Annotated in this window: 5 protein-coding genes and 1 pseudogene; 3 read left to right on the top strand and 3 right to left on the bottom strand. The window is 37.4% G+C overall.

The window, feature by feature from the left end; all coding sequences use genetic code 11:
• Window positions 1-67: 67 nt before the first annotated feature.
• Both PN497_RS15340 and PN497_RS15335 read right to left on the bottom strand, forming a co-directional pair.
• On the bottom strand, window positions 68-439 hold the full coding sequence (locus tag PN497_RS15340; protein WP_096566535.1) for a hypothetical protein: 372 nt from the start codon (window positions 437-439) through the stop codon (window positions 68-70).
• Window positions 440-684: 245 nt separating this feature from the next.
• A complete protein-coding gene (locus tag PN497_RS15335) occupies window positions 685-1,647 on the bottom strand; it encodes a GDP-mannose 4,6-dehydratase (RefSeq protein ID WP_096566537.1) in 963 nt (320 codons plus the stop codon).
• 243 nt (window positions 1,648-1,890) lie between these two features.
• Here PN497_RS15335 and PN497_RS15330 point away from each other — a divergent pair.
• Together PN497_RS15330 and PN497_RS15325 are read left to right on the top strand one after the other, a co-directional pair.
• Window positions 1,891-2,181: pseudogene (locus PN497_RS15330) on the top strand (response regulator); the annotation flags it as partial.
• A gap of 277 nt (window positions 2,182-2,458) precedes the next feature.
• Window positions 2,459-3,172: a rubrerythrin family protein gene (locus tag PN497_RS15325; RefSeq protein WP_096566541.1), complete on the top strand. Its 714-nt coding sequence runs from the start codon at window positions 2,459-2,461 to the stop codon at window positions 3,170-3,172.
• 732 nt (window positions 3,173-3,904) lie between these two features.
• Here the strand turns inward: PN497_RS15325 and PN497_RS15320 are convergent.
• Window positions 3,905-4,444, bottom strand: coding sequence for a hypothetical protein (locus PN497_RS15320; RefSeq protein ID WP_272110590.1), 540 nt, complete (start codon window positions 4,442-4,444; stop codon window positions 3,905-3,907).
• Window positions 4,445-4,901: 457 nt separating this feature from the next.
• Here PN497_RS15320 and PN497_RS15315 point away from each other — a divergent pair, with 457 nt between their 5' ends.
• Window positions 4,902-6,587 carry a potassium channel family protein gene (locus PN497_RS15315; RefSeq protein WP_096566545.1) on the top strand — a complete coding sequence of 562 codons (1,686 nt, stop codon included), beginning with the start codon at window positions 4,902-4,904 and terminating at the stop codon, window positions 6,585-6,587.
• Window positions 6,588-6,648: the final 61 nt, after the last annotated feature.

Genomic DNA, 6,648 nt, shown 5'->3' with positions numbered 1-6,648 from the left:
CTCCTGACTCCTGACTCCTGACTCCTGACTCCTGACTCCTGACTCCTGACTCCTATTTCATCTTAGTTCATTCTTCCAGTGATTTGGCAGGAACTTCAATTGCTGTTACATCAATTGTACCTTCTGGTGCAAAGCGGCTAAATTGACTATTTTTTACTAATAGCTGTTCTCCGCAATTTGGACATTGCACTTGGCTATTATTTAAACTTGTTATTTCACATCCACAAACCGGACAGTTGTCAGTAACTAAGTTTCTTTGTAGCCACCAGCGAAATCCAAAGAAGGCGACAATTGGTATTATTAATAACAGTCCAAAAATAATTAGTAAGGAATTCACTAACCAGCCTAAGCCTAAGGATGCTAATAACCAGGCTACTGCTAATATAGTCAGCCAAGGACGCAGTTTATCAAGATTTTGTTGGAAGTTATTAAGGTTCATTTCTTAAATTTTTCTACTCTATTTTTATTTTAGTTATCAATTATCAGTGGGAACAGGTAATTGGTAATTGGTAATTCAATGAAAGGATTTTGGATTTTGGTGAAGCAGTGCGGTCTTGGGGGTTTCCCCCATGAGCAACTGTTGAACCCGCAGGGATTGTTTTTGTCAATTCCAATCTAAAATCTAAAATTTTTCTCCCCAGTCACCAGTCACCATTCCCCAGTCTCTTTACAATAGCAACATTATTAACTGTTTAAATATTCTAAATCTGTTTTTACCATATTTTCCAAAAGTTGCTCAAAACTCACTTTTGGTTCCCAACCAAGCTTGTTTTTGGCTTTACTGGGATTAGCTACCAGTTGAAAATGTTCATCTGCTCGTAATAAATTAGTATTGACAATTACATATTTTTCCCAATCCAGTCCTACACAATCAAAAGCAGTAGCAATTAATTCCCTGACGCTGTGGAGTTTACCTGTACCAATTACATATTCTTGAGGCTCGTTTGCTTGCAACATTCGCCACATGGCATTTACGTGATCTCCAGCAAAACCCCAATCTCTTTGAGCATCCAAATTACCCATTTCCAAGGTTTGAGCTAAACCCAATTTAATTTTAGCTACCGCCAAAGAAACTTTACGGGTGACAAACTGAGGCGGACGCAAAGGGGATTCATGGTTATATAAAATACCACTACAGGCAAATAGACCATAACGTTGTCGGTGATGTACCATCGTCCAATGAGCGTGTAATTTTGCTGCTGCATAGGGATTTTTGGGACGAAAGTGAGTTTCTTCATCTTGGGGAGCAGTAGTCACATCACCAAACATTTCCGAACTACTAGCTTGATAAAACCTTGTGGATAAACCAACTTGGCGAACTGCATCTAATAATCTAGTAGCAGTACCTGTAATCAGATCAAGAGTTCCCAAAGGATCATTCCAAGAGTCGGGAACGAAACTAGGAGCAGCTAAATTGTAAATTTCCTGGGGTTGTAGTTGTTCAACAGCAGTTAATAAAGCCGCAGCATCTCTTAAATCAACAGTGTAAATTTTTACGTTATCTGCTAAACTTCCTAATTTTGACAAGTTAGTTTGTCTATGGGGAGATACCAAACCGAAAACTCGGTAATTTTGATTAAGAAGCAAATGGCTCAGATAGTAGCCATCTTGACCTGTAATGCCTGTTATGAGGGCGGTCTTGATCATAATGAGGTTTCCGAATCCGTTAACGCCAAATGTTCTGATGGAAAAATCAATTAATGTCAATTAATATGTGACACACTACTTTCATTATCTCATCTTTGGATAACCCTGATAGCACTATAAGCATTATTTATGTTTAACGTCTTTTATTTGACTAATCCTTACGTAGATAGTGCTTCCTTATCCTTAGCGATCGCTCTTCGGATAAAAACTTTTTGGTTTACTGATTAAGAAAGTCGCGGTTATCGTCTACTGGTGGCGAAAAACGGACAGGAAGCCATTGACTTAGCTAAGATTCATGGTCCTGATTTAATATTAATGGATATTCAAATGCCACAAATGGACGGTTTAGAAGCTACTCGTTTGATTCGTGCGGATCAAGATTTAGCTGATATTCCCATTATTGCTTTGACTGGTTTAGCTATGCCTAGAGATCGGGAAAAATGCCTTGAGGCAGGAGCGAATGAATATCTCTCCAAACCTGTGAGATTAAAAGAAATCAAGGACATGATTCAAAGTTTTTTACATAAAAAATAAAAAATAAAAAATACCTCATTATGAAAACTTCTTCTATTCTGATCGTCGATGACGATAATTTTCAATAAACTATTTTAACAGAAAAAATATAAAATATTCATAATCTAAAATTTATAATTATCCTGAATCGGCTAAGAACAAGGGTAATTAAAGATGGGCTAAAACAGGTTCTATAACATCTGTTTAAATATTGTAAAAATATTTTGGCTGCCTCATCTGCCTTAGTTCAAGAGTCTGTTTTTCCCATGAAATATCACTTAACAGGCAAGTAAAAATTATGGATTTGTCAAATTTTACGACACTAAAAAACTTAGAAGCAGCTTTCGGTGGAGAATCGATGGCAAATCGTAAATACCTGTTTTTTGCAAATGTGGCACGTAAACTGGGTTTTACAGACTTAACCAAGCTTTTTAAGGAAACAGCAGATCAAGAAACTGAACACGCTTTTGCACATTTTGAGTTATTACATCCAGAACTGGTTGTCAAAGATGCAGCTAGTTTAACTGATGAACAAAAACGGGAAATTATGTCTCGTTGTTTGTCTTTGGCAATTGAAGGGGAAACCTATGAATACACTACCATGTATCCTGATTTTGCTGCTGCTGCTCAAAAAGATAGAGATAATCCCGCAGCGGAAGAATTTCTCAAACAAGCTCAAGAATCTAGTGAACACGCTAACACATTCCGCGCCGCAGCACACCGTTTTGGGTTGCTCAAATTCATTGAAAATTATCACGCAGATCGCTACGCTGAAGCTTTAGAAGTATTAAATGGTGGACAAGCTGTAACGAGAGTCGCAGGTGAAGATCCCGCAACTCAAAAATGGATTTGTAGACAGTGCAGCATGATTTATGATCCTGTTGTTGGTGATCCTGATTCGGGTATTGCACCTGGTACACCTTTTGTAGAAATTCCTGATGATTGGAGTTGTCCTATTTGCGGTGCTACTAAAAAGACTTTTAAACCTCTTGAAGAAAAAGTTGCTGCTTAAATTAAACTTAGCAATGTTAAACCCTTACAGGAGATGTCTTAACTACTCTGTCTACAGCTATACATCCCCAACCAAAATACCCTAAAAAAGAGAGTGGGAGGAGGCATTACCAAGCGCCATTCTCTCCCACTCTACTATTTGCTACTGAAGCGATTCGGGAATATACACATAACGCTAATCGTTAAATTAGGGGGGTAATTTATATAACGATAACGTTTCTACTCAGTGAGTATTCCTATTGCAGCAAACGATCATTTTATTTAATTGTCCAACAAACTTAACAAGCATCAGAAACTAATTTTTTTAATTTTTTAGCAACTGTCTTGCTTTCGTTTGTCTAATTTAATTTAACTTGCTTCTCTAGCTTGTGGTTGCCAATTTGGCATTTTTCTAGCTAGAAATTTAGAAATTTTTGCTCGTTCATTGCTAACACTTGATCAGAGAGACTTTGAACCATACACCTGATAAAAGTTATAGCTAAAAACTAAGATAATGTGAGTAAAGCACTAGGGGGTAATACCCATCATCCGCATTTATGTTTGGTTTCCGTCGTTTTTAAAACACTTAATTTGTGATTTGATAACTGATTTGTAAATCATTTTACCATGCAAGATTTATTGTTTTGTATGAGGGGTTTAACCCTTCATTTACAGAGAAACCCGACTGATTTGAGTATGTGAGTAGTCGGGAATCTGGGTATTATATGAGTGATGAGATGGAAGAATATTGTACCTAATCAGCGATCGCCCACCGCACATAAGGACGAGAGGCCGTAATAGTTTTGTAGGTAATTTCCTGAGCAGGAGCGTTAATTTTTCGCAAATCTACCCGAAAATAGGCTTTTTTATTTTTAAATTGTGCCGTGTAGAATTTATATTCTTGATTGCGAGTTTGTCCAACACAGGAAGCGTAGTTACTGCGTAAAGGTGCAACAAATTCTACAAATTGCTTATTATTAGAAGCAACTAATTTAACTGAATCTGCAAAAGCTTTAGTATCTGCAATTACTGTATGTTCTGCACCTCCTTCATAGGGTAGAGTTATCCACCATAAACCAACTGTTTGCGGACAAGTTCCGCTGGTGCGTTGTACATTGAGTTTAACATTAGGTTCAGCTATTGGACCGGGTGTGGTTTGCGCTGAAATTGGATAAGAAACTGTTGCTGCTGCTAATAAAGAAGCAACAATCACAGCAAGTTTTTTAGGTTGTAATATATTTTTCATCTGCTTTGTTACTGGCTTATAATTATCTAGACGGAGTATTTCAATCATTTGTGTCTGGAATGTTTAATGTTTAATGTTTAATTTTTAATGTTTAATTTTTAATTTTTAATTTTTAATTTCCTCGCTATCGTGTGTTCAGTTACAGTTCTATTTAGAGAAATCAGGCAAAAATAGAGATTCATACAGAGTATTACAGGTAAATGAAGTCAACAAGCCAGTGAAAAATATTTACATCAAAAAATTTTACTCCTGACTGCTGTAAGGGCGTTCGCGAAGCGTGCTGGAAGCATCAGCATTCGGGCGATAAATTATCAATTTTGCTCACAATTTTTTGGTAAGGGCGAAGCATTCAGGCGATAAATTATCAATTTTGCTCACAATTTTTTGGTAAGGGCGAAGCATTCGGGTGATAAATTATCAATTTTTATCACAGGTTATTTTCCGAATGCTTCGCCCCTACTTCGCCCCTACGACTCCTGAATTATTACAATTATGCTGCTGTTTCATGAAACCTCGAATTATTGTTTGTGGCTTAGGACGGACTGGATATAAAATCTTTCGTTTGTTGAGACAACAGGGTGCGTTAGTTGTTGGTATTCATCGCAGACCCATAGCTGGTGAAGCAACGGGAGATGTAATTATTGGTGAATTTTGTGCAGCTTCTACCCTGCAAGCAGCAGGAATTGACCAGGCACATACTTTAGTGATTGCTACTGCTGATGATGCAGTAAATTTGTCAGTGATGATGCAAGCGCGGGTATTAAATCCTAATATTCGCATTATCAACCGTTTTTATAATACTAATTTAGGTGAACGTTTAGATCACACTCTTATAGATCATTTAAGTATGAGTGTTGTGGGGTTGGCTGCACCAGTATTTACATTTGCAGCTTTAGGAAATAAAGCCATAGGACAAATCAAATTATTTGAGCAAACTTGGCCAATTCAAGAAGAATATATTGATGAAAATCATCCTTGGCGTGGTCAAAAAATAAGTGATTTGTGGGAAGATAAATCACGGATGCTGATTTATTATTTACCTGTTTTTGGGAAGATGAATTTAGTGTCAGCGGTGTTAGCAGAACAACATTTAAAAGTAGGCGATCGCCTCATTATTGGCACTCAACCCCGCATCAATCACACCCGCAAATCATGGGCAAGAAAACTGATTAAAATTTTCACCAGTATTCGCCATTTTCAAAAACACGCCCAATCAGTCTTAGCAATGGCTATAGCATTAGTAGTCATTATTTTGATCGCCACTTTTACCTATGTTTATGCTAAATTAAATATTTCCTTTGTTGATGCCTTATATTTTGCTGTGGGCATGATTACTGGTGCTGGTGGTAATGATAAAGTTGTAGAAGAAGCACCAAATAATATTAAAGTATTTACCATTTTCATGATGTTGGCAGGAGCAATAGTGTTTGGTATTTGGTATGCTATGCTAACGGATTTTGTCTTAGGAACTCGTCTCAAACAATTTTGGGATGCTGCCAGAATTCCCCAACGTCATCATTATATTGTTTGTGGTTTAAGTGGCATAGGAATTAAAATTGTGCAACAACTTCATACCAGTGGACATGAAGTAGTAGTAATTGAAACAGATGCTAATAATAGATATGTCAACACTGCTAGGGGAATGGGTATTCCTGTCATTTTGGCAGATGCGAGTTTTCGCACAACTTTACAAACCAGTAATATAGATACCGCGTCCGCAGTTTTAGCTGTTACTAATAACGATGCTATTAATTTAGAAATTGCCCTCAAAGCCAAAAGTTTAATATCAAGAATTCCGGTAATTGTTCACTATGCTGATCCTGATTTTGCCAGGATAGCACAACAAGTATTTGATTTTGAAGCGGTATTAAGTCCCGCAGAATTAGCTGCACCGGCTTTTGCTGCTGCTGCGTTGGGAGGGAGAATTATTGGTAATGGAATTATAGGTGATAATTTATGGGTGGCTTTTGCAACTTTGATTACTCCTAATCATCCTTTTTGTGGTCAATGGGTGAAAGATGTAGCTAGATATGCGGATTTTGTACCTTTATATGTAGAGACAAATCACCAAACTTTACACGGTTGGGATTTATTAGAAACTAATTTAAGTGCAGGTGATATTTTGTATTTAACAATTCCTGCAAATCGGTTATATCAATTATGGCGAGAAGAACAGGAAATAGCAGGTTAGACTGGGGACTGGTGACTGGGGACTGGTGACTGGGGACTGGGGACTGGTGACTGGTGACTGG

Origin of the sequence: Sphaerospermopsis kisseleviana CS-549 (assembly GCF_028329225.1) — a bacterium.
Taxonomy (GTDB): domain Bacteria; phylum Cyanobacteriota; class Cyanobacteriia; order Cyanobacteriales; family Nostocaceae; genus Sphaerospermopsis; species Sphaerospermopsis kisseleviana.
The sequence above is the reverse complement of the archived record's forward strand: the minus strand, read 5'-3'. Positions and strand labels throughout refer to the sequence as shown.

What these genes read in the sequence shown, in the direction of transcription:
- PN497_RS15320 (WP_272110590.1), bottom strand. Translation starts at nt 4,444, where the DNA reads ATGATTGAAATACTCCGTCTAGATAATTATAAGCCAGTAACAAAGCAG.
- PN497_RS15340 (WP_096566535.1), bottom strand. Translation starts at nt 439, where the DNA reads ATGAACCTTAATAACTTCCAACAAAATCTTGATAAACTGCGTCCTTGG.
- PN497_RS15315 (WP_096566545.1), top strand. Translation starts at nt 4,902, where the DNA reads ATGAAACCTCGAATTATTGTTTGTGGCTTAGGACGGACTGGATATAAA.
- PN497_RS15325 (WP_096566541.1), top strand. Translation starts at nt 2,459, where the DNA reads ATGGATTTGTCAAATTTTACGACACTAAAAAACTTAGAAGCAGCTTTC.
- PN497_RS15335 (WP_096566537.1), bottom strand. Translation starts at nt 1,647, where the DNA reads ATGATCAAGACCGCCCTCATAACAGGCATTACAGGTCAAGATGGCTAC.